The following is a 22,075-nucleotide window of genomic DNA, read 5'->3' on the forward strand; positions in this document are numbered from 1 at the left end:
CATCCTATCAACCTAGAGAGCAATCCATGTCTAAAAATCAAAACTACGAAGAATACCAAGACCAAGACGACAACCGTCCATTGAGTATCGAAGAGCAGCGCGCGCGTCTGCGCCAACTCATTATCATGGGTAAAGAACGCGGCTACATCACTTATTCCGAAATTAACGACGCCCTGCCCGACGATATGTCCGATGCTGAGCAAATCGACAACATCGTCAGCATGATTTCTGGCTTGGGTATCCAAGTAACCGAACAAGCACCCGATGCTGAAGACATCCTCTTGAGCGACAACGCCGCCGCCATGACCGACGACGATGCCGTTGAAGAAGCCGAAGCAGCACTCTCCAGTGCAGATTCAGAATTCGGCCGTACAACCGACCCTGTGCGTATGTATATGCGTGAAATGGGGCAAGTCGATCTGTTGACGCGTGAAGACGAAATCATCATCGCCAAAAAAATCGAAAATGCACTGAAAAACATGGTGCAGGCAATCTCCGCCTGCCCAGGCTCGATTGCCGAAATTCTGGCGTTGATCGAGCAAGTCCGCAACGACGAAATCCGTGTGGATGAAGTCGTTGAAGCCATCATCGACCCTAATGAAGTCTTGTTGAACGAATTGGGCTTGGGTCATTTGGAAAATGCCAAACCTGATGACGAAGAAGGCGAAACTGTTAGTGATGATGAAGATGGCGACGAGGAAGATGAAGACGACTCCGGCGGCGACTCTGATGCCATATCTGCCGCCCATTTGGCCGAACTGAAGCAAAAAGTTTTAGAACACTTCGCCTTTATTGAGAGCGAATACGGAAAAATGATCAAACAGTTGGAAAAACACGGCAGTCAGCACGCCAACTACCTGAAACACCGCGATGCCATTGCCAACAAACTGTTGGAAGTCCGTTTCGCCACACGTCAAATCGAAAACCTGAGCAGCAGCCTGCGCAGCCGCGTTGAAAACATCCGCAAACTTGAGCGTGAAATCCGCGACATCTGTATCGACCGCGTCCGCATGGAACGCGACTACTTCATCAAAAACTTTCTGCCCGCCATTACTGATTTGAAATGGGTAGAAGAAGAAGTAGCCAAAGGCCGTGTATGGGCAAACGCATTGGATCGTTTCCGCCACGCCATCCTCGAAAAACAAACCGAGCTGGCAAATATGGAAGCCGAAACCCGCATTTCCATCGAAGAGTTGAAAGAAATCAACAAAAACATGGTGTTGAGTGAGAAAGAAACCTCAGCCGCCAAACAGGAAATGATTCAGGCCAACTTGCGTTTGGTTATTTCCATTGCTAAAAAATACACCAACCGCGGCTTGCAGTTCCTTGATTTGATTCAAGAAGGCAATATTGGTCTGATGAAAGCGGTAGATAAATTCGAATACCGCCGCGGCTACAAGTTCTCAACTTACGCCACATGGTGGATCCGTCAAGCGATTACCCGTTCCATCGCCGACCAAGCGCGTACCATCCGTATTCCGGTTCACATGATTGAAACCATCAACAAAATGAACCGCATCTCGCGCCAATACCTGCAAGAAACCGGTGAAGAGCCTGATTCCGCCAAACTGGCCGAGCTGATGGAAATGCCGGAAGACAAAATCCGCAAAATCATGAAAATCGCCAAAGAGCCGATTTCGATGGAAACCCCGATTGGCGATGATGACGATTCGCACTTGGGCGACTTCATCGAGGATGCCAACAACGTTGCGCCGGCAGAAGCTGCGATGTACACCAGCCTACACGAAGTAACCAAAGAAATCCTCGAAAGCCTGACGCCGCGTGAAGCCAAAGTTTTACGTATGCGTTTCGGTATCGATATGAATACCGACCACACTTTGGAAGAAGTCGGCAAACAATTTGACGTAACCCGTGAACGTATCCGTCAAATCGAAGCCAAGGCCCTGCGCAAGCTGCGCCACCCGACCCGCAGTGACCGTCTCCGCAGCTTCCTCGATAGCGAAGAAAACAAATCATAAAAGCAAACCGCAGGTTGAAAGACCTGCGGTTTTTTTTTGAAATACGAAGGCCGTCTGAAAACCAAATCTCAAAAGATTTAATCGTTTCAGACGGCCTTAAACTAATTTTGATAATTTATTCAGCCTCAGTGGTTTTCTTTTTCGGACGACGGCAGCGACGTTTGGGTTTGCCATCAGTTGATCCACTTTGTTTCTGACGTTTGTGATCATTAGCCGCAGTCATTTGCTGGCGTGCTTCCTCATCGGCATGTTGGAAAGTTGTCCACCAAGAAGCCATCTCTTTATCAACCTCGCCAACCTCGCTACGCAAAATCAGGAAATCATAAGCAGCTCGGAAACGGGCTTGTGATAGCAGACGATATGGGCGTGCGCCGCGCATATTGTCAAATTGCGGCTGAAATTGCCAGATTTCACGCATGGTTGCAGAAAATCGTTGCGGAATGCCCCAACCTTTCTCCACCGTATCGCGCATGGTGTTCATCGCATCCATCAACGCAGGGACAGGTTTTTGACCATGGCTTTGATTGCGTTGCCAAATGGCGTTTAGTGTCGGCCACAATACCGCCGCCAATACAAAACCGACGGAAACAGACTTATCCGCACGAAGGCGCTCATCGGTATTTTTCAAGGCCAACATAATCATACGGTTTTCAGCCGCTTCAGCAGTTTTCAAGGCATCTAAAAGCGGATGGATGCCTTCGGGAATACCCAACTCGTTTAGCCTTTTCAAACAGGCACGAGAATAACCGGAAAACAGAATTTTCAGAATTTCGTCAAAAAGACGAGCAACAGGCTCATTTTTCAGACGGCCTGCATATTCTGCAATCGGCAAAGCCGTTTGCTCTTCCACTTCAAAGCCCAATTTACCCGACAAACGGACGGCGCGAAGAATACGGACAGGATCTTCCTGATAGCGTTCGGCAGGATCGCCTATCATCACCAATTTTTTATCAGCAACATCAGCCACGCCCTGATGGAAGTCCCAAATCTCCTCTTTAATCGGGTCGTAATACAGCGCATTGCAAGTAAAGTCGCGACGCATGGCATCTTCTTCAATGCTGCCGTAAGTATTGTCCTTCATAATGCGGCCTTGCGCATTTTGCTGAACCTTATCGCCGCCGCGGAACGTTGTCACTTCAATGGTTTCAGGGCCGATCATCACATGAACGATTTGGAAGCGGCGGCCGATAATGCGGCTGCGGCGGAATATTTTACGGATTTGCTCCGGCGTGGCATCGGTTGCAATATCAAAATCTTTGGGCTCGACCCCGAGCAACAAATCCCGAACAGCACCGCCCACAACATAAGCCTGAAAACCGGCCTCATGCAGGCGTTTGGCAATTTTCTCCGCGGCAAAGCTCAACATATCCCCGCGGATACCGTGTTGCTCAAGCGGGATAATTTCCTTTTCGGGCAACGATTTGACGTGTTTTTTAGGCAACACTTTATGCAGCCATTTTTTTAACATAAGCAGCTCTTTTCACAATAAAAAAGGCCGTCTGAAACTTGTCCGGCTTAAGCCTTTGCACAATATTCTGCCGCAGAAGGGGCAAAACATTGAGCAAAGGCTTCAGACGGCCTAAAAAAGACGTGCCATTATACCTTATGGAAGTTTGATTAATTAGCGTATTGGCAAAAAATATCGGCTATAATGACGGTCTGACAACGATTCAGGCAGAGAACATCATGTACCACTACAAATCCGAAGCTACCCAATTCCTCGACAAACTCATGGAAGACAATCCCGAAATGGAAGCGCAACGCCTCGAAAACCGCCATTTGCTGTGGGATGTTACCCTCAATCCGGCCGAACAGGCTGAATTTGAAGCGGCCAAAGTCAACAAAAAACCTTACACCTATTATCAAGACTAACCCGTATCGGTATGACGACCAACACCCACAATACCGATCCGGCGTTACAGCAGTACCTCAACAGCATCGGTCAATCCGAACATCCCGTTTTGACCGCATTGCGCGAGCGTACCCAATCACATCGTCTGGGAAAGATGGCCATCGCACAAGAGCAGGCAACCATGTTGGCGTGGTTGGCCAAATTATTGAATGCCAAAAAATATTTGGAAGTTGGCGTCTTTACCGGTTACAGCAGCACCGCCATGGCGCTCGCCCTCCCCGAAGACGGCAAAATCACGGCTTGCGACATTAATGTAACCTTTACCGATATTGCCCGCGAAACATGGCAGGCAGCAGGCATAGCGCATAAAATCTCGCTTCATCTGCAGCCGGCTTTGCTGACTTTGGATGATTTGATTGTGCAAGGCGAATCGGAAAGCTACGACTTGGCGCTTATCGATGCCGACAAACCGCCTACGCCGAAATATTTTGAACGCTGTTTGCAACTGGTACGGAGTGGCGGCGTGATTGCCATCGACAATATCTTATTGGGCCGTCGCGTCATGAATGAAGCTGCCGAAAACGATCCGCCCAGCTTGGATATCCTGCGCCATTTCAACCAAAATCTGCCGCACGATACACGCATTATTCCCATTACCCTGCCTATCGGCGACGGTTTGACACTGCTACTAAAAAAATAAAACAACACAATCCGATGAAAACATTATCACGTTCCCTGTTTCTTTTACCGCTTACTCTATTGGCCGCATCATGCGCCGTTTCCCATCCCCATCAACCTGCCGACAATCCCAACTTTGTCCTGCCGGATATTCCACGCGAGCCTTTGCATGAAAAAAGTATCCCCTATCCACGCTTGGACGCACAAACCCAGATTGACCACTTGGGCATACAAATCGCCCGACTGGAACGTACGGTCGAAGAATTAAATCAACGCTTGCAAACACTAGAACAACAACGAAACAGCAAACGTCCGACTACTTCGGCCTCCAAACCCAAAGCCCAGCGATTGGACGACCGCAAGCTGAAAATGAATTATTTGGCCAATGGCGGCGGCGTGCCGTCTGAAACAGACTCAGATTCGCAAAACGAACTGCGCCTTTATAATCAGGCGCAAAAATACTACCAGCGCAACAACTTCTCTGCCGCAGTAGCCATTTTGAAAGAGGCAGACGGCGGCAACGGCAGCGAAATTGCCCGCCGCAATATGTACCTCCTCCTGCAAAGCCAACAACGTCTGGGGAACTGCGAATCCGTTATCGAAATCGGCAACCGCTACGCCAACCGATTCCGCAACAGCCCGCAAGCTCCCGATGCCATGTACAGTATCGGTCAGTGCCAATACAAACTGCAACAAAAAGACATCGCCCGCAGCACATGGCGTAAACTGATACAAAGCTTCCCCAACAGCGAAGCGGCAAAACGCGCTTCTATCAGTCTCAAACAAAGATAAACGTTCAGACGGCCTTGTCATCCCCAAGGCCGTCTAAATATTTTTTACCCTTAATCCATTCAAGCAAAAGGAACTCCTCATGATCCAAGTCGGCATTATTATGGGCAGCAACAGCGATTGGCCGGTGATGCAGCAGGCAGCACAATTTCTCAAAGAATTCGGCATTGAATACGAAGCGCGTGTCGTCTCTGCACACCGTACGCCTGATTTGATGTTTGAATACGCCGAAACCGCACGCGAACGCGGCATCAAAGCCATCATTGCCGGAGCAGGCGGCGCAGCGCATTTGCCGGGCATGGTAGCTGCCAAAACCACGGTACCCGTCTTGGGCGTTCCCGTTCCCAGCAAATATCTGCGCGGCGAAGACTCCCTGCTTTCGATTGTGCAAATGCCCAAAGGCGTTCCTGTTGCCACATTTGCTATTGGCGAAGCCGGTGCGGCCAATGCAGCGCTGTTTGCCATTTCACTTTTAGCCAACGAAAATCCTGAATTGGCTGAAAAACTGGCCGCTTTCCGTGCCAAACAAGAGCAAACCGTTCTAGCCATGGAATTGCCTGAAGCATAACCATCGATGTCGTCGGGAAGGTCGTCTGAAAAGCAAATAGAAATCTTTGTATTCTGACGACCATACCAGCTTCGTTTTTTATATTGTGTGAGACAATTGCTGGGTATAACTGCTAATCTGCATCAGTCCCAAACCAAATATTTTTAATTATATCCAAATTAGAAGAAATTTTTTTATAGTCATCTTGAATTTTCGATACTAAAGAATTTAATTCTGCATATAACTCATTACTGAAATCTATATTTATATTTCGTTCTTTACCACCCAATACCTCCATATTCAGTATATTATTTTTCTTAAATTTTATATTTAATATATTATTTCTTTTACGTATCTTAGTAGTAAATGATTCAAAACTTAATTCATCTTGATTGTTATCTAAGATAAACTCTATAAAATCCAATAAATTGCCATAATCTTCTTCACCGGCAATATATAGAGACAGACTATTTCCTAAATTAATATAAAAACAAGAATCAATATAGATTTGACCATATTTGTTAAATTTTTCTAAATACAGAAAATTAAATTCCCAATTTATCTCAAAAAAGAAATTATATTGATTTAGCGAAAAATTATATATACTACTTAAATTCATTTTTTTCCTTTATCCTTTATAACCTAAAGATTTAACTATCTTTCTAAATTTATCTTCCATTATTTCGTTTAACTCATTTTCAGACAACTTTTTTAATCACTTAACCCCTGCAATGAACAAAACTTTTGCTTTCGTCCTACTCTCCACCCTGCTTTGCGCCTGCCAAAGCCCAAGCATTCCTACTCAATCAACTGCTATTCCATCTCAGCAACAAGCCCAAGATACTACCGGCAACCTGATTATCTTCTATGATGCCCAAACCGGTTCTGCGCCATTGCTAAAAGCAGTGAAAGCCTCCGGCGCAAGTTTGATTTATGAATACAAAAACCTGAACGGCATTGCTATTCGTCCGTCCTCCAAGACCAATATTGAAGATGCCATTGCCTATTTCAAAAAAGTAGACGGCGTATTGTCTGTCGAACAAGACCGACTGCTTAAACTTCAATAAACAAACTATTTTTTGACCAAATAAAAAAGGCCGTCTGAAACATATCACTACGATTTCAGACGGCCTTTACTTGTTCAAAAAATTAAATCATGCCGCAAATCAAATCATGCCTCTGCCTTGCGCTTTTGGCTTGGCTTGGCCGAATTCCAATTTACTCAGCGCAGACAAATAGGCTTTGGCAGTTGCCACCAATACGTCGGTATCCGCACCTTGGCCGTTGACCACACGGTCGCCACGTTGCAGGCGGACGGAAGTTTCGCCTTGGCTTTCTGTACCTTGAGTTACCGCATTGACAGAGTAAATCTGCAAGGTTGCGCCACTTTGTGCTACGCTTTCAATGGCTTTGAAGATGGCATCAACAGGGCCTGAGCCGCTAGCGGAAGCGTGTTTTTCTTCACCGCGAATACTGAACACAATATCGGCGCGCGGTTCTTCGCCGGTTTCAGTGCTGATTTTTTGGGAAATGAATTTGTAGCTTTCGGTATTCATATTGCCCATTTCGTCAGACACCAAAGCGTGCAGGTCTTCATCAAAGATTTCGCGTTTCTTATCCGCCAGCTCTTTGAAGCGTGCAAATGCCGCGTTCAACGCCTCTTCACTTTCCAATTCGATACCCAAATCTGCCAGCTTGGTTTTGAAAGCATTACGGCCGGAGAGTTTACCCAAAGTCAGGCGGTTGGTTGACCAGCCGACTGATTCGGCAGTCATGATTTCATAGGTTTCAGGGTGTTTCAACACGCCGTCTTGGTGGATGCCTGATTCGTGCGCAAAGGCGTTTGCGCCGACTACTGCTTTGTTTGGCTGAATCGGATAGCCAGTGATAGTAGATACCAGTTTGGATACCGGCACGATTTGCGTGGTATCGATGCCGGTTTCCAAGCCAAACAAATCATGACGCACTTTCAACGCCATCACGATTTCTTCAAGGCTGGCATTGCCTGCGCGTTCTCCCAAACCGTTGATGGTACATTCCACCTGACGCACACCTGCCTGAACAGCAGCCAATGAGTTAGCAACCGCCATACCCAAGTCATTATGGCAGTGGGTCGACCAAACTACTTTGTCGCCATTGGGAACGCTTTTGATGATGTTGCTGATACGCTCGTACCATACGGAAGGGATGGAGTAGCCGACAGTATCGGGAATGTTGATAGTAGTCGCCCCCGCTTCGATAACCGCCGTAAAGATTTTGGCAAGGAAGTCCAAATCCGAACGCACTGCGTCTTCGGCAGAAAATTCCACATCATCGGTATATTCTTTGGCAATTTTCACCGCTTTGACCGCCGCATCGATGACCTGCTGCGGCTTCATTTTCAGTTTGTGCTCCATGTGGATCGGGCTGGTAGCGATAAAAGTGTGAATACGTTTATTCGGAGCGGGGGAAACAGCTTCGCCTGCTTTGCGAACATCGTTTTCAACGGCACGCGCCAATGAGCAAACTGTAGATTTGGTAATGATTTTGGCAATCGCATTAACCGATTCAAAATCGCCCGGACTGGCTGCTGCAAAACCTGCCTCAATCACATCGACACCCATCTTTTCCAACTGGCGGGCAATACGGATTTTCTCCTCTTTGGTCATGGATGCACCGGGCGACTGCTCGCCATCGCGCATGGTAGTGTCAAAAATAATTACACGATTGGTCTGTGTCATTTCTGTTCTCTCCAGAGATTCGTTTTTTTGTAAAAAAGCATTCAAATCAAGCGGTCTGCCTTGCGCTTCCGCCAAAGCGGTCAGTTTTTGCAACTGAGCCAAAGGCAGGGAACCGCGTGTACGCCATTTGTAGATAGCCGCTGTGGTCGCAGCATTTTCCGGGTCGTGCTGTTTCAGGGCTTCGGCCAGCGCGTTTACGCCGCCAAAATAGGCAACCAAACGGTCAATGTCTAATTGCATGATGTTCCTTGTCCAAATCTGATTAAGATTATTGTGTTCTAGTTTTGCATTATACTCATTTTAGACAAAACGACAATCTATTTTTATCAAAATATTGGCATAAATTTTAAAACTTGAGAAATTTTTATACATTTTGTCTAATTTAGGCTATTAAAAGCTCCTCTCAAACCGAATACACCCTAAATATAGTAAACTAATCCCCTATTTCCCCGATTTGAATCACATTATGCCCCACACCATCCCAACCAACCGCTCCGACATCGAATGGCGCAACGAAAGCACACAAAAGCCGCCCAAGCAAGCGGTTTACATCCAAGAAGCAGGTGCAACAGAAATTCTAAAAAATGCCCACGCGCAAACTGCAACTGTTTGGACTGGCGATTTTCACAATGCCAAACAAGTCTTGGCCGCAATGAAAAAACGTATCCGCAGGCCGTCTGAAAAAAAGAAAGATGCGCCTGCCGATATTCAGACGGCCTTTCACACCCACCGTATGAAACAGGCTCAGCAAAGCCGTTTGCTCAATATGCTTGCCGTTGAAATTCAACCGAATTTTCAACTGGATAATGCACGCGCACCCGACATCTACGCCGCCCTGTACGATGTTTACGACACACCAAACGACAAACCATTTCTCTTACCGCTGAATCAATTACTGGGCTTTATCGGTGCACACGAGTGGCACAAAAAAGGCATAGACATTCCTCAGCTTGATGGAAAAATCCATGTTCCTTTCGGCGTATTCTCTCCACTGCGTGGCGAATATTTGGATTTAATCGCCCAAGCGCCACTCACTCCCAATATTCAGACGGCCTTTGACATCGGCACCGGCTCAGGCGTGATTGCCGCAATTTTGGCCAAACGAGGCATACCCGACATCATTGCCACAGACACCAACCCCAAAGCAATTACCTGCGCCACAGCAAACCTTGAACGTCTAGGCTTGAATAAAGCCGTCAACATCCAATCGATTGATTTATTTCCTGAAAGTTGCGCCGATCTTATCGTCTGCAATCCGCCTTGGTTACCGGCAAAACCAACCTCCGCTATTGAGACCGCACTTTACGACCCCAATCATGCCATGCTGACTGCGTTCCTCAACGGCGTACGCAAGCACTTAAATCCAAACGGCGAAGCCTGGTTGATTATTTCAGATCTAGCAGAACACTTGCATTTGCGCGATAAAGACTTTTTACAACAATGCTTTCAGACGGCCTCGCTCAATGCAGTCGATATTTTGAAAACCAAACCGCAACACAAAAAAGCAATAGATGAATCCGATCCTTTGGCGTTTGCCAGAAACAAGGAAACTACTTATCTATACCGTTTGAAAGCGATATAAAATCAAGGCCGTCTGAACATTCAGACGGCCTTTAAGCATTTCCATAAAAGAAAACGGCATATCCGTAAAGATATGCCGTTGATGGGAGCAGGGACTGCTATATTTGGCAGTAGTTTGTGTTTTAGTCCTCTTGCGCCGCTGTTTGCAGGTAGTTTGGCAAACCAACTTTGCCAATCAATTCCTGCTGAGTTTCAAGCCAGTCGATGTGTTCTTCGTTGATGTCTTTTTGTTTTTCCAACAAATCACGGCTGACGTAGTCTTGTTGCTCTTCTGCAAGAGCGATTGCTGCAACCAGAGCATCATGTTTTTCATACTCTTTTTTCAGATCGCAGGCAATGATTTCTTCGGTTGATTCACCGATCAACAGTTTACCCAATTCTTGCAGATTAGGCAGGCCTTCCAAGAACAAAATACGCTCGATCAAATCGTCTGCGGATTTCATTTCACGGATGGACTGTTTGAAGAAATGTTCGCCCAATTCTTCAAAGCCCCAGTTTTTCAAAATACGGGCATGCAGGAAGTATTGGTTAATGGTAATCAGCAACAAACCTAAGTTTTTGTTCAGCTCGCGAATAACTAAGCGATCGCCTTTCATATTCAGCTCCTTATACGTTATACGCTAAATTACAGTTGGCTTTGGTAGTAGTTGCCTTCGCCGACCAATTCGATCAGACGCAGTTGTTGTTCCAACCAGTGAGCGTGATCTTCTTCAGTGTCTTTCAACTGAGCAATCATCAAATCACGGGTAACGTAGTCTTGTGCTTCTTCGCACAGTTTGATGCCTTTTTTCAACGCATCGCGTACTTCGTATTCGGTGTTCAAGTCCGCTTTCAGGCAGGAAACCACGTCGGTACCGATATTCAGTTCGGCACGGGTCATTTTAGGAGTACCGCCCAACATCAGGATACGACGGATGAAGTCTTCGGCGTGAGTGGTTTCTTCTTCCATCTCGTGGTTCAAACGTTCGAACAGTTTGGTGTAACCCCATTCAGAGTACAGGCGAGAGTGGATAAAATATTGGTCGCGAGCAGCCAACTCGCCAGACAATAATTCGTTCATGTAATCAATAACTGCTTGGTTGCCTTGCATAATTCTTTCTCTTTCTTTTAAAAGTTGACGATCACGAAATAAAGATTCGTGTGTTGTTGTGGAATGATGTAATTGTATGCACAAGCAGCACTTTTGACAAATTTTCTATTTAAAATACAAACAATTATCAAAAAAATTAACCCGCCTAAAAGGCCGTCTGAAAAATTAATCCACTGTTTTTAATAACATTTTTTTGACATTAGTATTAAGAATCCATTGCATCATTCAAAAACATTTACATTCGTTAACCATAAATAAAAGCAAATAATCCAACAAAATCAATCAAATTTAATTATGAATTATTCTCAACTGCTTTTGCCTCATTTTTTTTTGAATCTTCTACTCCGTCAACACTTAAGAATCGTGCTATAATTACCAGTTATCTTTTTTAAGCACCTAGCTGAAACACATAAATCATCATGAAACAAATCCGCAATATTGCCATCATCGCCCACGTCGACCATGGCAAAACCACATTAGTTGACCAATTGCTGCGTCAGTCCGGTACATTCCGTTCCAACCAGCAAGTAGAAGAGCGCGTAATGGACAGCAACGATCTTGAAAAAGAGCGCGGCATTACCATTCTCGCTAAAAATACCGCCATTGAATACGAAGGCTACCACATCAACATCGTAGATACCCCGGGACACGCCGATTTTGGTGGCGAAGTGGAACGTGTATTGGGCATGGTTGACTGCGTCGTACTGTTGGTTGACGCACAAGAAGGCCCTATGCCGCAAACCCGTTTCGTGACCAAAAAAGCCTTGGCTTTGGGTCTGAAACCTATCGTTGTCATCAACAAAATCGACAAACCGTCTGCCCGTCCAAGCTGGGTTATCGACCAAACATTCGAATTGTTCGACAACTTGGGAGCAACCGACGAACAATTGGACTTCCCTATCGTCTATGCTTCCGGCCTGTCCGGCTTTGCCAAATTGGATGAAAACGACGAGAGCAGCGACATGCGCCCTCTGTTCGAGACCATTTTGAAACACACGCCTCCTCCAAGCGGCAACGCAGATGCAACACTGCAACTTCAAATTTCCCAACTGGACTACGACAACTACACCGGCCGCCTCGGTATCGGTCGCATCCTGAACGGCCGCATCAAACCCGGCCAAGTCGTTGCCGTTATGAATCATGAAGAACAAGTTGCACAAGGCCGTATCAACCAACTTTTGGGTTTCCAAGGCTTGGAACGCGTACCTTTGGAAGAAGCTGAAGCCGGCGACATCGTGATTATTTCCGGTATCGAAGACATCGGTATCGGCGTAACCATTACCGACAAAGACAATCCTAAAGGCTTGCCTATGTTGAGCGTGGACGAGCCTACCCTGACCATGGACTTTATGGTCAATACTTCTCCTTTGGCCGGTACTGAAGGCAAATTCGTAACTTCTCGCCAAATCCGCGACCGCCTGCAAAAAGAATTGCTGACCAACGTTGCCCTGCGTGTTGAAGATACTGCCGACGCTGATGTATTCCGCGTTTCCGGCCGTGGCGAATTGCACCTGACCATTTTGTTGGAAAACATGCGCCGTGAAGGCTTTGAATTGGCAGTCGGTAAACCGCGCGTGGTATTCCGTGAAATCAACGGTCAAAAATGCGAGCCTTACGAAAACCTGACCGTGGACGTACCTGATGACAACCAAGGTGCCGTTATGGAAGAGCTTGGCCGTCGCCGTGGCGAATTGACCAATATGGAAAGCGACGGTAATGGCCGTACCCGTCTGGAATACCACATTCCTGCACGCGGTCTGATCGGTTTCCAAGGCGAATTCCTGACTTTGACCCGCGGCACCGGCTTGATGAGCCACGTTTTTGACGACTATGCTCCGGTTAAACCTGATATGCCCGGCCGTCACAACGGCGTACTGGTTTCTCAAGAGCAAGGTGAAGCCGTTGCTTACGCCCTGTGGAACTTGGAAGACCGCGGCCGTATGTTCGTTTCTCCAAACGACAAAGTCTACGAAGGTATGATTATCGGTATCCACAGCCGTGACAACGACTTGGTGGTAAACCCTCTGAAAGGTAAAAAACTGACCAACGTCCGTGCCAGCGGTACAGATGAAGCCGTACGCCTGACTACGCCGATCAAATTGACTTTGGAAGGTGCAGTTGAGTTCATCGACGATGACGAACTGGTTGAAATTACGCCACAATCCATCCGCCTGCGTAAACGCTACCTGAGCGAATTGGAACGTCGCCGTCATTTCAAAAAACTGGACTAATTCTGTTTTTGATTGATACGTTTTAAAATTAAGGCCGTCTGAAAAGTGTTTTAGAAATCCTAGATTTCATTTTCACACTTTCAGACGGCCTTTTATTATCTGTTCAAATAAAGTAAATCGGTATTTCTTCCGCTTGTACTGCCGCTTCATCAGCGCGATCATTTTTTCGATATTGCCCTGGCGATATCCCATATTGCTTTTTAAATGCCTTACCAAAATGCGTTTCCGATTGAAAACCCACCGAGAGCGCAACCGATAAAACCGAATCCGCCGTCTGTTTCAACAATAATGCCCCCTGCTGCAAGCGGATACTGTTTACAAAGGCGTGCGGGCTTGTTCCCGTCTGCTGCTTAAATACCCGCATCAACTGGGCGCGAGATAAGTTGGCAATCGCGGTCATTTTCTCGATATTCCATTCCTCTTCCGGCTTATCCACTACTGCCTGAAGCAAATTCCGCAGGCGTTTGTCTTGCCAACCATTCAACAAACCGCTTAATTGCGCTTCCCCATTTTTCTCCAGGCTGGCTCGAAGTAGAAATACCAACAATACCGAAGCCAATGCGTTCACAACCGCTACCGAGCCAGACAAAGCCTGACCGCTCTCATACTGCAACAATGCCACCAAATACTGCAAAGAAGGATGGTTGATATTCAGTAAAACCGTATCAGGCAGCCCTGCCATAATATCCGCCTGCGCTTCATATTCAAACCGCGCGCAGAAAAGATGCAAAGCCGCATCGCCTCCTGCATGACTCTGCTTGACTTTAAATGCGCCTTTTTCACTCGTCAGCACGTTGACGCCGAGATTTTCACAACTGCTGTCGCTACTCAAAGTATGGCCTACGCTACGCGGGAAAAAAATGACATCCCCTGCACTCAGCAGCCTGGCCTCTTGCTCCCCATCAATTCGGATATAACCCGAACCGGCAGTTACGATATGCACCAAACCATGCGCACGCTTTGGTTCATGCCGCACATACCATTCCCCCTGAAACAGACATTGAACATCCACGCTGCCTTTTACCTGCGCCAATTCGACCAGCCTATCCAAAATATCCATAGTGTTTTTTACCAATAAATGAGATGTTTTGACGATTTAAATCTTCAAATTATTGCAATAATACACACAACAAACACAAACGGATAGGTTTTTTTATCTTATCCACTCACATTAAGAAAGGACATATCATGTTTAAAGACTGGCCTGAACATACCGCCTTGGTAAAAAAATCATTCGGTGAACTGGGTAAAAACCATCCTAAAATGCTGCAAGCCTACGTCGCACTGGATCAAGCAGCCGCTGCCGAAGCACTGGATGCCAAAACACGCGAACTAATCGCCATTGCCGTTGCCATTACCACACGTTGCGAAAGCTGCATCAGCGTGCATGCCGCCGCTGCAGCTAAAGCGGGTGCAACCGAAAGCGAAATCGCCGGCGCATTAGCCACCGCTATCGCCCTGAATGCAGGTGCCGCTTATACATACGCTTTGCGCGCTTTGGAAGCAGTAGAAACCCAACGCTAATCGGTTTGTAAAATCAGGCCGTCTGAAAGACGACTCCCCTTTCAGACGGCCTGATGAAATGCTAAACTGATAAAGTTATCATATTATTTTCTGTCTAATAGGAGATTGAACCATGAAGAAACTGCTGACCGCCGTACTTTTTGTCGCCGCTGTTGCCACTCCTTTGGCCGCTTCTGCAGCCTCTTTGCCTAAAGTTGAAAAAAGCGTGGCACAGCCTGCAAAAGCAAAAGGCGTTTGGATTGATGTCCGCTCTGCCGAAGAATTTAAAGAAGGCCATTTACAAGGTGCGCTCAATATTCCGCATAACCAAATCGTTGACCGCATCAAATCTGTCAGCCCGGATAAAAATGCGCCGGTAAACCTCTACTGCCGCAGCGGCCGCCGTGCAGAAGCCGCGCTGACTGAGCTGAAAAAAGCCGGCTACACCAACGTAACCAACCATGGCGGTTATGAAGACTTGGTGAAAAAAGGTTTGAAATAAATCTAGCTGATTTTAAAAAGGCCGTCTGAAACTTTTCAGACGGCCTTTTTTGCCATTACAGGCAGCAACTTCCAAATCTCAAACGTTTGCTGAGACCGGTTTCGTGAATTAATTGTTTGATAACCAAAATATTGGTGTTATCAGCCAACGCGCGAATGCTGTGTGCTTCCATCGGTTCAAGACGGATAACTTGTAAGCCTTCGGTTTGCAAAACTTCGTCCACAGTTTTGATTTCGGCTTTGCCGTTTAAAACCAAAAGCAAAATAATCGCATCCGCCTCATAGGCCGGAATTTCGTTATTTTTCTGCAGTGAAAGCTGAACAATCTCCTGATTGCCGTCTGAAGCAATCACGCCGCCCAATAAAGCTTTGGGGTCTAACTCATAATGTTTCATTATTATCCTTTCCGCCCAAACGTTGCCGATTCGTGGACAATCGCTCAAGCAAACCAGTACAATACCGCCCATCTTACTGATGGACACAATATTGTCACATGAACATATTAATCTCAAACGACGATGGTTATCTTGCGCCCGGTTTGGCAATTTTGGCAAGAGTATGCGCAGAATTTGCCAATGTCAGGGTGGTTGCGCCCGAACGCGATCGCAGCGGCGTCAGCAATTCCCTGACTTTAGACCGTCCTTTACAACTGAAACAGGCGGAAAACGGGTTTTACTATGTTAACGGTACCCCGACCGACTGCATTCATGTCGGCCAGCATGCCCTTGCCGACTTCAAACCCGACTTAGTCTTGTCCGGCATTAACAACGGCGCAAACATGGGTGACGATACGCTTTATTCTGGTACGGTTGCCGTCGCGACGGAAGCCTACCTGATGGGCATTCCCGCCATTGCTTTCTCGCTTGCAGACTCCAGCGGCCGTTATTGGGAAACCGCGGAAAAAGCCGCTTGGATACTGCTTTCCTATTTTCTCAAACGCCCTATTTCCGAACCCATCTTATGGAACATCAATATCCCGGCCGTCGCACCTGAAGATATCCAAGGCATAAAAATTACACGGCTCGGGCGTCGTCATCATGAACAAAGCATTGTTCCCATGTATAATCCACGTGGCGAACAAATTTATTGGATTGGGCCGGTCGGCGATGTTTCCGACAGCGAAGAAGGTACCGACTTTGGCGAATGCGCGTCCGGCTTTATCACGATTACCCCCCTGCAAGTCGATTTGACTGCCTACGGACAAATGGAGCAAACCGCTTCCTTTTGGTCAGAAATCCCTGCGCCTTAACAGTCCCTAACAGCCGAACACTTGAGAAACAAGCATATTTTTATTATGATATGCCTCGACGAGAACAATTACCCGAATACGAAAGTCATTAACATGTTGAAAAAAAGTGTATCTTATGCCGGATCGGCAGCTTTGGTTTTATTACTTGCAGCCTGTGCCAGCCAACAACCAGCTCCTGTAGTCGTCGGCACACAAAGCGGTGGTTCAACAACAAGCTCTACCGCTGACAATCCTTACGGTGCAGCGCCTTACAATACCAACACCAGCCCAGTGGCAGATGCTCCATACACTCCGCCGGCAAGTACACCTGCTCCAACGTACAACAGCGGCAGCACCGGCACTTACACGCCTTCTTATGCGCCTGTTGATATTAATGCAGCGACACATACTGTTGTTCGTGGTGATACCGTTTACAACATCTCCAAACGCTACAACATTACCCAAGACAATCTGCGTGCATGGAATAACCTGGCCGACAACACCATCAGCATTGGTCAAACCCTGCGCGTGAAACCTGAAGGCTACGTTGCACCTGCAGCTTCTGCAAGTAAACCTTCTACTCCAACAACTACAACCACTGCTCCGGCTCCAAGCACTCCTGCTAATACACCAACCGTATCTACCGGCAGCAGCCGCAACGTCAGCGGCATCACATGGCAGCGTCCGACTACCGGTAACGTTATCGCCAACTTCGGCGGCAGCAACAAAGGTGTGGATATCGCCGGTACGCAAGGCCAGCCTGTTGTTGCAGCGGCAGACGGTAAAGTCGTTTACGCAGGCTCAGGCTTGCGCGGTTACGGCAACTTGGTCATCATCCAACACAACTCTTCATTCTTGAGCGCATACGGCCACAACCAACGCCTGCTGGTTAATGAAAACCAAACCGTTAAACGCGGTCAAACCATTGCGCACATGGGTAATACCGATGCATCTCGTACCCAGTTGCACTTTGAGATCCGTCAAAACGGCAAACCGGTCAATCCGGCAAATTATGTTGCCTTCTAAGCTGATTCAAGCAACCTAATTTCAATTCAATCCCTGCCTAAATGTCATTTAGGTAGGGATTGTTTGTACCGGTTCCCCATGAAATTTCATCTTCCCTTTCTTTATACCCTGCTATTGGGCGGTTGCGCCGCGTTTTTGCCTTCATTGGACGAACGCACCCAAAGCAGTTATCTTGACATACCTGCAACGCCGCGGCTGGACAGCGCATTAAGCATTCCTTCTACATCCTCCAAGACTGATGTTTCCCATATCTATCTGCTGAACGATGCTCATGAAGCCTTTGTCGCCCGTGCCGCCCTGATTGAATCCGCCGACCATACCCTTGATTTGCAATACTATATCTGGCACAACGACATCTCTGGCAAGCTTCTGTTCAACCTGATTCATCGCGCGGCAGAACGCGGCGTCCGTGTGCGTTTGCTTCTGGACGACAACAACACCAACGGCATGGATGATCTCCTGCTGGCACTCGACAATCATCCCAATATCGAAGTCCGTCTATTTAATCCCTTTATTTTCAGAAAATGGCGTGCACTCGGCTACGTTGCCGACTTTCCGCGGCTTAACCGCCGAATGCACAACAAATCGTTTACCGCCGACAACCGTGCCACCATTTTGGGCGGACGCAATATCGGCGACGAATATTTTAAGGTTAACGACGATACTATCTTTGCTGACCTCGATATCCTCGCCACAGGCCGCGTCGTAACCGAAGTTTCCCAAGACTTCGACCGCTATTGGGCAAGCCATTCCGCCTACAACGCGACCAGCATCATCAAACGGGGAAACCTGCAAAAAGGATTGGCAGAACTCAATTACACCGACCAAGATAAAAACCAAACGCTCATCCGTTACCGTCAAAGCATCGAACACTCCAACCTCTATCAAAAAATGCAGAGCAACCTTATGGAGTGGCAAAGCGTCAGCACACGCCTGATCAGCGATGACCCGGCCAAAGGCTTAGACCGCGACCGACACAAACCGCCTATTTCCGAACGCCTGCAAGACGCCCTCAAGCAACCTGAGAAAAGCGTTTATCTTGTCTCCCCTTATTTCGTACCCACAAAATCAGGCGTTAAGGCCATAGAAAAGCTGATTCACAACGGCGTGGATGTTACCGTCCTGACCAATTCCCTCCAAGCGACCGACGTTGCCGCCGTCCATTCCGGCTACGTCAAATACCGCAAGCCCTTGCTTAAAGCAGGAGTCAAACTTTACGAGCTCCAGCCAAACCACGCCGTTCCGACCTCCAAAGACCGCGGCTTGACCGGTAGCTCCGCCACCAGCTTGCATGCCAAAACATTCATCGTGGACGAGAAACGCATTTTCATCGGCTCATTCAACCTCGACCCACGTTCCGCACGCCTCAATACCGAAATGGGCGTCGTCATCGAAAGCCCCGAAATCGCAGGCCAAATGCAGCGTACCCTTGTTACGACCACCCCAAGCTACGCCTATCAGGTAACGCTTGGCAATTACAACAAACTATACTGGTATGACCCAAGCGAAAAACGAACTTACGCACACGAGCCCGAAGCCAAGTTCTGGAAACGGATGACTTCAAAAATCCTGTCCATTCTGCCCATAGAAGGATTATTATAGAGGCCGTCTGAAAACAAAAATCATGCGGCCGGAGGAATTCACCATGTCTCGACTCATCTGCAAAACCCTATTTGTTTGTACCACCGGCCTATTGTTGGCCTCCTGCGGCACCACTGGCAAGCATAAATCCCACAAGCCGCAAACAACCGCCAGAACAGTCCAACCTGTCCGTATTTCCCATATCGACCACACCCAAGGTTCGCAGGAATTGATGCTTCACAGCCTAGGCCTGATCGGCACACCCTACAAATGGGGCGGCAGCACCACAGCCACAGGCTTTGACTGCAGCGGCATGATCCAATACGTCTATAAAAACGCCCTCAACGTCAATCTGCCACGCACCGCGCGCGATATGGCCGCAGCCAGCCGAAAAATTCCCGACGGCAAATTAAAAGCCGGCGATCTTGTCTTTTTCAATACCGGCGGCGCACACAAATACTCCCATGTCGGCCTCTACATCGGCAACGGCGAATTTATCCACGCCCCCAGCAGCGGCAAAACCATCAAAACCGAAAAACTTTCCACTCCGTTCTACGCCAAAAACTATTTGGGCGCACATACCTTTTTTACTGAATAAATCAAGGCCGTCTGAAAGGTATCGCAATATCATTGATACCTTTCAATCTATTGCTGATGAGTAAAGCTTGATTACAAGATAAGCCCATGCAAAAATTTACCCATAATAAAGCAATAGAAAGATAACACTCAGTTTTAAAAGCTTAAATCATCTTCCGCCCTGTCATTTTGCAAATACGAAACCATCAAGGATATATCATGCACACAGAATCCGTTCTAACCCTCCTCAAAACCCTGCAAAACCAAATCTGCGCCGCGCTGGAGCAAGAAGATGGCGAAGCCAAATTTGTGCATGAAGCATGGACTGGGAAACTGGGCATCGGCGAAACCCGCGTATTGAAAAACGGCGCAGTATTCGAGCAGGCAGGTGTGAATTTTTCGCATGTAAAGGGAACCCAAATGCCGGCTTCTGCCACTGCCCATCGTCCGGAATTGGCGGGCGTGGCATTTGAAGCCATGGGCGTGTCGCTGGTCATTCATCCGAAAAATCCTTATGTCCCGACCAGCCACGCCAATGTGCGCTTTTTTATTGTCTATCCTGAAAATGCCGAGCCGGTTTGGTGGTTTGGCGGCGGCTTTGATTTGACGCCGTTTTATCCTTTTGAAGAAGATATCGTGCATTGGCACACAGTGGCTCAGGACGTATGCGCACCATTTGGCGAATCGGTTTATCCTGAATTCAAACAATGGTGTGACGAATATTTCTATTTAAAACACCGTAACGAAACACGCGGCGTGGGCGGCCTGTTTTTTGACGATTTAAACCGCTGGGATTTCGATACCTGCTTGAATTTTATCAAGGCAGTCGGGGAAGGCTATATCGCAGCGTATCTGCCAATTGTGGCAAAACGCAAAAACACGCCTTATGGAGAACGTGAACGCGATTTCCAACTCTACCGTCGCGGACGCTATGTGGAATTTAACTTGGTTTGGGACAGAGGCACGCTGTTCGGCCTGCAAAGTGGCGGCCGTACGGAAAGCATTTTAATGTCCATGCCGCCGTTGGTACGCTTCGAGTATCAATACGTGCCGGAAGAAGATTCTCCAGAAGCCGCATTAAATCAATTTTTGGTAGCGCGAGACTGGCTGAAAGAATTCGGAAAATAATATCCGTTTGCAATACAGGCCGTCTAAAAAGCTGTTTTTAATCATAAATACTGCTTTTTCAGACGGCCTTTGCTTCAATTGCTTTGAATTTGCATACCTTTGCCTATTGCGCTGTTTTCTCTCTATAGAGTTTTTGAGACAATGCGCCCATATAAAAATCACCTCACAAACCACACTAAAAAGGAATAATCGGTGAAACGCATTTTCTTATTTATCGCAACCAATATTGCAGTTCTGGTTGTCATCCGTGTTATTTTGGCCATTTTGGGCATCAACAGCACCGACCAAGTCGGCAGCCTGTTGGCTTATTCCGCAGTCGTCGGCTTCAGCGGCTCGATTGTCTCCCTGCTGATGTCGAAAACCATTGCCAAACATTCGGTCGGCGCCGTCGTCATCGACCAGCCTCAAAGCGAAGAAGAAGCTTGGCTGTTGGCAACTGTTGAAGCACAAGCCCGCCAATGGAATCTGAAAACGCCGGAAGTTGCCATTTACGACTCTCCCGAGCCTAACGCCTTTGCAACCGGCGCGACCAAAAACAGCTCGCTCGTCGCCGTCAGCACTGGCCTGCTCGACCACATGACCCGCGATGAAGTCGAAGCTGTTTTGGCGCATGAAATGGCGCACGTCGGCAACGGCGATATGGTAACGCTGACGCTTATTCAAGGTATTGTGAATACTTTTGTCGTCTTCTTGGCGCGTATCGTTTCCAGCATGGTGGCGCGCAACAATGACGGCAGCACTTCGCAAGGTACATATTTCATGGTCAGCATGGTATTGCAGATCGTATTCGGCTTCCTCGCCAGCATCATCGTGATGTGGTTCAGCCGCCAACGCGAATACCGCGCCGATGCGGGCGCTGCAAAACTGGTGGGCGCGCCGAAAATGATTGCCGCCCTGCAACGCTTAAAAGGCAGCACCAGCGATCTGCCGCAAACCATGACCGCAATGGGCATTGCCAGCGAAGCCAAAGACTCTTGGTTCAGCACCCATCCTTCTTTGGACAACCGCATCAACCGTTTGAAAAACCGCTAATCGAAAAACATCAAGGCCGTCTGAAACATCCAT

At 47.6% G+C, this 22,075-nt stretch carries 23 protein-coding genes; 16 read left to right on the forward strand and 7 right to left on the reverse strand.

Annotated features, from left to right (window positions below):
• Positions 1-26: 26 nt before the first annotated feature.
• Positions 27-1,979, forward strand: coding sequence for an RNA polymerase sigma factor RpoD (rpoD, locus tag ACTHSX_RS07185; RefSeq protein WP_440377240.1), 1,953 nt, complete (start codon positions 27-29; stop codon positions 1,977-1,979).
• A 115-nt stretch (positions 1,980-2,094) separates the two neighbouring features.
• On the opposite strand, the gene ACTHSX_RS07190 is transcribed toward rpoD, so the two are convergent.
• Positions 2,095-3,447, reverse strand: a complete 1,353-nt coding sequence (locus ACTHSX_RS07190) for a polynucleotide adenylyltransferase PcnB (RefSeq protein WP_101755239.1) — start codon at positions 3,445-3,447, stop codon at positions 2,095-2,097.
• Positions 3,448-3,665: 218 nt separating this feature from the next.
• Here ACTHSX_RS07190 and ACTHSX_RS07195 point away from each other — a divergent pair, with 218 nt between their 5' ends.
• From ACTHSX_RS07195 to purE, 4 genes are all read left to right on the forward strand, one after another.
• Positions 3,666-3,851 carry a DUF3460 family protein gene (locus tag ACTHSX_RS07195; RefSeq protein ID WP_070461836.1) on the forward strand — a complete coding sequence of 62 codons (186 nt, stop codon included), beginning with the start codon at positions 3,666-3,668 and terminating at the stop codon, positions 3,849-3,851.
• Between the two features lie 11 nt (positions 3,852-3,862).
• The gene (locus ACTHSX_RS07200) at positions 3,863-4,531 is read left to right on the forward strand and encodes a class I SAM-dependent methyltransferase (RefSeq protein ID WP_101755238.1); all 669 of its coding nucleotides are present in this window, start codon (positions 3,863-3,865) and stop codon (positions 4,529-4,531) included.
• A 14-nt stretch (positions 4,532-4,545) separates the two neighbouring features.
• Complete coding sequence (locus ACTHSX_RS07205; RefSeq protein ID WP_101755237.1) at positions 4,546-5,301, forward strand: tetratricopeptide repeat protein; 756 nt, start codon at positions 4,546-4,548, stop codon at positions 5,299-5,301.
• A 79-nt stretch (positions 5,302-5,380) separates the two neighbouring features.
• Complete coding sequence (gene purE / locus ACTHSX_RS07210) at positions 5,381-5,866, forward strand: 5-(carboxyamino)imidazole ribonucleotide mutase (protein ID WP_107696845.1); 486 nt, start codon at positions 5,381-5,383, stop codon at positions 5,864-5,866.
• Positions 5,867-5,978: 112 nt separating this feature from the next.
• On the opposite strand, the gene ACTHSX_RS07215 is transcribed toward purE, so the two are convergent.
• Positions 5,979-6,464, reverse strand: a complete 486-nt coding sequence (locus ACTHSX_RS07215; RefSeq protein ID WP_101755235.1) for a hypothetical protein — start codon at positions 6,462-6,464, stop codon at positions 5,979-5,981.
• A gap of 112 nt (positions 6,465-6,576) precedes the next feature.
• Here ACTHSX_RS07215 and ACTHSX_RS07220 point away from each other — a divergent pair, with 112 nt between their 5' ends.
• Positions 6,577-6,912 carry a hypothetical protein gene (locus ACTHSX_RS07220; protein ID WP_101755234.1) on the forward strand — a complete coding sequence of 112 codons (336 nt, stop codon included), beginning with the start codon at positions 6,577-6,579 and terminating at the stop codon, positions 6,910-6,912.
• 99 nt (positions 6,913-7,011) lie between these two features.
• Here ACTHSX_RS07220 and ACTHSX_RS07225 read toward each other — a convergent pair whose 3' ends face one another.
• Positions 7,012-8,805 (reverse strand): 2-isopropylmalate synthase, encoded by a 1,794-nt coding sequence (locus ACTHSX_RS07225; protein ID WP_101755233.1) that lies wholly within the window; start codon positions 8,803-8,805, stop codon positions 7,012-7,014.
• Positions 8,806-9,031: 226 nt separating this feature from the next.
• Between ACTHSX_RS07225 and ACTHSX_RS07230 the strand changes: the two genes are divergently transcribed.
• Positions 9,032-10,147, forward strand: a complete 1,116-nt coding sequence (locus ACTHSX_RS07230) for a methyltransferase (RefSeq protein WP_440377241.1) — start codon at positions 9,032-9,034, stop codon at positions 10,145-10,147.
• A gap of 121 nt (positions 10,148-10,268) precedes the next feature.
• Here the strand turns inward: ACTHSX_RS07230 and bfr (ACTHSX_RS07235) are convergent, their stop codons facing one another.
• Both bfr (ACTHSX_RS07235) and bfr (ACTHSX_RS07240) read right to left on the reverse strand, forming a co-directional pair.
• Complete coding sequence (gene bfr, locus ACTHSX_RS07235) at positions 10,269-10,742, reverse strand: bacterioferritin (protein ID WP_003680736.1); 474 nt, start codon at positions 10,740-10,742, stop codon at positions 10,269-10,271.
• Between the two features lie 29 nt (positions 10,743-10,771).
• Positions 10,772-11,236 (reverse strand): bacterioferritin, encoded by a 465-nt coding sequence (gene bfr, locus ACTHSX_RS07240; protein WP_019271294.1) that lies wholly within the window; start codon positions 11,234-11,236, stop codon positions 10,772-10,774.
• A gap of 419 nt (positions 11,237-11,655) precedes the next feature.
• Here bfr (ACTHSX_RS07240) and typA point away from each other — a divergent pair, with 419 nt between their 5' ends.
• Positions 11,656-13,467 (forward strand): translational GTPase TypA, encoded by a 1,812-nt coding sequence (typA, locus tag ACTHSX_RS07245; RefSeq protein WP_070608909.1) that lies wholly within the window; start codon positions 11,656-11,658, stop codon positions 13,465-13,467.
• Between the two features lie 103 nt (positions 13,468-13,570).
• Here typA and ACTHSX_RS07250 read toward each other — a convergent pair whose 3' ends face one another.
• Positions 13,571-14,527, reverse strand: a complete 957-nt coding sequence (locus ACTHSX_RS07250) for a cupin domain-containing protein (RefSeq protein WP_440377242.1) — start codon at positions 14,525-14,527, stop codon at positions 13,571-13,573.
• 128 nt (positions 14,528-14,655) lie between these two features.
• On the opposite strand from ACTHSX_RS07250, the gene ACTHSX_RS07255 reads away from it, so the two are divergent.
• Positions 14,656-14,991, forward strand: a complete 336-nt coding sequence (locus ACTHSX_RS07255; protein ID WP_440377243.1) for a carboxymuconolactone decarboxylase family protein — start codon at positions 14,656-14,658, stop codon at positions 14,989-14,991.
• A gap of 112 nt (positions 14,992-15,103) precedes the next feature.
• Positions 15,104-15,472, forward strand: coding sequence for a rhodanese-like domain-containing protein (locus tag ACTHSX_RS07260; protein ID WP_440377244.1), 369 nt, complete (start codon positions 15,104-15,106; stop codon positions 15,470-15,472).
• A gap of 55 nt (positions 15,473-15,527) precedes the next feature.
• On the opposite strand, the gene ACTHSX_RS07265 is transcribed toward ACTHSX_RS07260, so the two are convergent.
• Complete coding sequence (locus ACTHSX_RS07265; protein WP_004520298.1) at positions 15,528-15,866, reverse strand: hypothetical protein; 339 nt, start codon at positions 15,864-15,866, stop codon at positions 15,528-15,530.
• Positions 15,867-15,964: 98 nt separating this feature from the next.
• Here ACTHSX_RS07265 and surE point away from each other — a divergent pair, with 98 nt between their 5' ends.
• The 6 genes from surE (at position 15,965) to htpX (ending at position 22,042) form a co-directional block, all read left to right on the forward strand.
• Positions 15,965-16,720: a 5'/3'-nucleotidase SurE gene (surE, locus tag ACTHSX_RS07270; protein WP_440377245.1), complete on the forward strand. Its 756-nt coding sequence runs from the start codon at positions 15,965-15,967 to the stop codon at positions 16,718-16,720.
• 93 nt (positions 16,721-16,813) lie between these two features.
• Positions 16,814-17,725 carry a peptidoglycan DD-metalloendopeptidase family protein gene (locus tag ACTHSX_RS07275; protein ID WP_070590917.1) on the forward strand — a complete coding sequence of 304 codons (912 nt, stop codon included), beginning with the start codon at positions 16,814-16,816 and terminating at the stop codon, positions 17,723-17,725.
• Between the two features lie 78 nt (positions 17,726-17,803).
• A complete protein-coding gene (locus ACTHSX_RS07280) occupies positions 17,804-19,327 on the forward strand; it encodes a phospholipase D family protein (RefSeq protein ID WP_440377246.1) in 1,524 nt (507 codons plus the stop codon).
• 43 nt (positions 19,328-19,370) lie between these two features.
• Complete coding sequence (locus ACTHSX_RS07285; protein WP_049351701.1) at positions 19,371-19,904, forward strand: C40 family peptidase; 534 nt, start codon at positions 19,371-19,373, stop codon at positions 19,902-19,904.
• A gap of 197 nt (positions 19,905-20,101) precedes the next feature.
• Entirely contained in the window at positions 20,102-21,010 is a 909-nt protein-coding gene (gene hemF, locus ACTHSX_RS07290; protein WP_440377247.1) for an oxygen-dependent coproporphyrinogen oxidase, read from the forward strand.
• Positions 21,011-21,202: 192 nt separating this feature from the next.
• Positions 21,203-22,042: a protease HtpX gene (gene htpX / locus ACTHSX_RS07295; protein WP_003685563.1), complete on the forward strand. Its 840-nt coding sequence runs from the start codon at positions 21,203-21,205 to the stop codon at positions 22,040-22,042.
• Positions 22,043-22,075 lie beyond the last annotated feature (33 nt).

This window comes from Neisseria sp. P0014.S002 (assembly GCF_051958295.1).
In the GTDB taxonomy this organism is placed as follows: Bacteria; Pseudomonadota; Gammaproteobacteria; order Burkholderiales; family Neisseriaceae; genus Neisseria; species Neisseria flavescens_B.

Bases quoted from the DNA above. Each gene is read 5' to 3' on its own strand.
- hemF (WP_440377247.1), top strand. From the start codon at position 20,102: ATGCACACAGAATCCGTTCTAACCCTCCTCAAAACCCTGCAAAACCAA.
- ACTHSX_RS07275 (WP_070590917.1), top strand. From the start codon at position 16,814: ATGTTGAAAAAAAGTGTATCTTATGCCGGATCGGCAGCTTTGGTTTTA.
- ACTHSX_RS07250 (WP_440377242.1), bottom strand. From the start codon at position 14,527: ATGGATATTTTGGATAGGCTGGTCGAATTGGCGCAGGTAAAAGGCAGC.
- ACTHSX_RS07255 (WP_440377243.1), top strand. From the start codon at position 14,656: ATGTTTAAAGACTGGCCTGAACATACCGCCTTGGTAAAAAAATCATTC.
- rpoD (WP_440377240.1), top strand. From the start codon at position 27: ATGTCTAAAAATCAAAACTACGAAGAATACCAAGACCAAGACGACAAC.
- ACTHSX_RS07200 (WP_101755238.1), top strand. From the start codon at position 3,863: ATGACGACCAACACCCACAATACCGATCCGGCGTTACAGCAGTACCTC.
- ACTHSX_RS07260 (WP_440377244.1), top strand. From the start codon at position 15,104: ATGAAGAAACTGCTGACCGCCGTACTTTTTGTCGCCGCTGTTGCCACT.
- bfr (WP_003680736.1), bottom strand. From the start codon at position 10,742: ATGAAAGGCGATCGCTTAGTTATTCGCGAGCTGAACAAAAACTTAGGT.
- surE (WP_440377245.1), top strand. From the start codon at position 15,965: ATGAACATATTAATCTCAAACGACGATGGTTATCTTGCGCCCGGTTTG.
- ACTHSX_RS07220 (WP_101755234.1), top strand. From the start codon at position 6,577: ATGAACAAAACTTTTGCTTTCGTCCTACTCTCCACCCTGCTTTGCGCC.
- ACTHSX_RS07190 (WP_101755239.1), bottom strand. From the start codon at position 3,447: ATGTTAAAAAAATGGCTGCATAAAGTGTTGCCTAAAAAACACGTCAAA.
- ACTHSX_RS07280 (WP_440377246.1), top strand. From the start codon at position 17,804: ATGAAATTTCATCTTCCCTTTCTTTATACCCTGCTATTGGGCGGTTGC.
- ACTHSX_RS07225 (WP_101755233.1), bottom strand. From the start codon at position 8,805: ATGCAATTAGACATTGACCGTTTGGTTGCCTATTTTGGCGGCGTAAAC.
- ACTHSX_RS07230 (WP_440377241.1), top strand. From the start codon at position 9,032: ATGCCCCACACCATCCCAACCAACCGCTCCGACATCGAATGGCGCAAC.
- purE (WP_107696845.1), top strand. From the start codon at position 5,381: ATGATCCAAGTCGGCATTATTATGGGCAGCAACAGCGATTGGCCGGTG.
- ACTHSX_RS07285 (WP_049351701.1), top strand. From the start codon at position 19,371: ATGTCTCGACTCATCTGCAAAACCCTATTTGTTTGTACCACCGGCCTA.
- ACTHSX_RS07205 (WP_101755237.1), top strand. From the start codon at position 4,546: ATGAAAACATTATCACGTTCCCTGTTTCTTTTACCGCTTACTCTATTG.
- ACTHSX_RS07215 (WP_101755235.1), bottom strand. From the start codon at position 6,464: ATGAATTTAAGTAGTATATATAATTTTTCGCTAAATCAATATAATTTC.
- ACTHSX_RS07195 (WP_070461836.1), top strand. From the start codon at position 3,666: ATGTACCACTACAAATCCGAAGCTACCCAATTCCTCGACAAACTCATG.
- typA (WP_070608909.1), top strand. From the start codon at position 11,656: ATGAAACAAATCCGCAATATTGCCATCATCGCCCACGTCGACCATGGC.
- bfr (WP_019271294.1), bottom strand. From the start codon at position 11,236: ATGCAAGGCAACCAAGCAGTTATTGATTACATGAACGAATTATTGTCT.
- ACTHSX_RS07265 (WP_004520298.1), bottom strand. From the start codon at position 15,866: ATGAAACATTATGAGTTAGACCCCAAAGCTTTATTGGGCGGCGTGATT.